At 68.3% G+C, this 2,381-nt stretch carries 2 protein-coding genes and 1 pseudogene; all 3 read left to right on the plus strand.

Annotation, left to right across the window (positions count from 1 at the left end):
- On the plus strand, positions 1-1,285 hold a 1,285-nt coding region (gene fliI, locus G3N97_RS38225; protein ID WP_205997916.1), incomplete at its 5' end, for a flagellar protein export ATPase FliI.
- Entirely contained in the window at positions 1,285-1,740 is a 456-nt protein-coding gene (fliJ, locus tag G3N97_RS38230; protein ID WP_205997917.1) for a flagellar export protein FliJ, read from the plus strand. The genes fliI and fliJ, both read left to right, overlap by 1 nt.
- Positions 1,741-1,840: 100 nt before the next feature.
- Positions 1,841-2,381: pseudogene (locus tag G3N97_RS38235) on the plus strand (hypothetical protein); the annotation flags it as partial.

A 2,381-nucleotide genomic window follows, 5' to 3' on the forward strand; every position in this document is an offset into this window, starting at 1 on the left:
CGCCGCCGGTCTCGTGCTCGAAGCCGTGGGCCTGCGCCTCGCCGTGGGCGCGGAAGTCGTGATCGAACTCCCGCCGGGCAGCTCGCTGCCGATGGCCGAAGCCGAAGTAGTGGGCTTTTCCGGCGACAAGCTGTTCCTGATGCCGACCACCGAAGTCGCGGGCCTGCTGCCGGGCGCGCGCGTGTGGCCGCTCGAAAGCGCGCCGATCGCCGATCCGATGGCGGGCGCCAAGCGCCTGCCGGTCGGCTGGGGCATGCTGGGCCGCGTGGTCGACGCCTCGGGCAAGCCGCTCGACGGCTTCGGCCCGATCAACACGGAAGCCGACGCGCCGCTCACCGCGCCCGTCATCAACCCGCTGAACCGCGAGCCGATCCACAAGGTGCTCGACGTGGGCGTGCGCGCGATCAACGCGCTGCTCACGGTCGGGCGCGGCCAGCGCATGGGCCTGTTCGCGGGCTCGGGCGTCGGTAAATCGGTGCTGCTCGGCACCATGGCCCGCGCCACCAGCGCCGAAGTCATCGTGATCGGCCTGATCGGCGAGCGGGGCCGCGAAGTGAAGGAATTCATCGAGCAGATCCTCGGCGTGGAAGGCCTCGCGCGCTCAGTAGTGGTGGCCGCGCCGGCCGACGTCTCGCCGCTGCTGCGCATGCAGGCCGCCGCGTACACGACCTCGCTGGCCGAATATTTCCGCGATCAGGGCAAGCACGTGCTGCTGCTGATGGATTCGCTCACGCGTTACGCGATGGCGCAGCGCGAGATCGCGCTGGCGATCGGCGAGCCGCCCGCGACCAAGGGCTATCCGCCCTCGGTGTTCGCCAAGCTGCCCGCGCTCGTCGAGCGCACCGGCAACGGTCCCGAAGGCGGCGGCTCGATTACGGCGTTCTACACCGTGCTCACCGAAGGCGACGACCAGCAGGACCCGATCGCCGACTCGGCGCGCGCGATTCTGGACGGCCACATCGTGCTGTCGCGCGCGCTCGCCGAAGCCGGTCACTATCCGGCCATCGACATCGAAGCCTCGATCAGCCGCGCGATGACGGCGCTGATCGACGACCAGCATCTGAACCAGACGCGCGCGTTCAAGCAGATGCTCTCGCGCTATCAGCGCAACCGCGATCTCATCAACGTCGGCGCGTACGTGAGCGGGCGCGACGCCGTGCTCGACCGCGCCATTGCACTTTATCCGCGCATCGAGGCCTTTCTTCAGCAGGGCTTTCGCGAAAGCGCGAACTACGATCAGAGCGTCGATATGCTCGGCGCGCTCATTGGACAGGGGAATAGATGATGACCCGGCAGACCGCATTGCAGACCCTGATCGGCCTCGCGCAGGACGACGTCGACGCCGCCGCGCAGAAGCTCGGCCGCGTGCAGCGCGAACGCGCGGAGATCGAGAAGCAGCTGAAGTCGCTGATCGACTACCGCGACGAGTACCATACGCGCTTCACCGAGTCGGCTCGCAAGGGCATGGCCGCGGGCAACGTGCGCAACTTCCAGGCGTTCATCGACACGCTCGACGCCGCCATCGAGCAGCAGCGCCGCTTGCTCGAGCAGGCGACGCAGCGCGTCGAGGCCACGAAGCCCGAATGGCTGCGCACCAAGCAGAAGCTCGGCTCGTACGAGGTGCTGCAGTCGCGTCAGGACGCCGTGCAGGCGCGCGTGGAAGCCAAACGCGAGCAGCGCGATTCCGATGAATTCGCCGCCCGCGCGCTGCGCATGCGCGCGTCGCAGCATCATTCATGAAGCAGGCCATCGAAGCCGTTAGCCGTATCCAGCCGTACCTATAACTCGCACAAAGATCCACCACGCGATCCACACCGTTACGTTATCCGGGGCAGACACCATGTCGCTTCTTTCCGCAGTCAGTTCGCTCTTCGGAGCCGTCGACCCCGCCTCCAGCGGCGCCGCCTCCGCGGGCAGCCAGGCTGATCAGGCGAGCCAGGGCTTCGCTCAGACGCTCCAGCAGAGCATCGCCGCGCAGACCGCGCTGAGCCAGCCGACGCCGCAGCAGTACGCGCAGTCCAGCGCCTCGCAGGCGTACAACAACGCCAACGCGTCGAACAACTCGAATGCGTCGCAGAACGCGTCGTCCTCGCAGTCGTCGCAAGCTTCGCAATCGAGCCAGTCGTCGTCGTCGCAATCGACCTCGGGCAGCAGCTCGTCGAGCGGCACGCACAGCACCTCGAAAACCGACCATCGCGGCGACGACGCCCGCACCAACCAGCAGCAAGCCGATGCCGCGGGCGCTCAGGCCGCCGCGCAGGCCCAGCAGGCGCAACAAGCCCAGCAGGCCGCGCAGCAGTCGGGCCAGCAGGCTCAGGACGACGGCAGCGGCGACGGCACGACGCAAGCCACCGACGCCACGCTCGCGGGCATGGCCGCCG

The sequence above is a fragment of the Paraburkholderia sp. Ac-20347 genome (assembly GCF_017104805.1).
Classification (GTDB): Bacteria; Pseudomonadota; Gammaproteobacteria; order Burkholderiales; family Burkholderiaceae; genus Paraburkholderia; species Paraburkholderia tropica.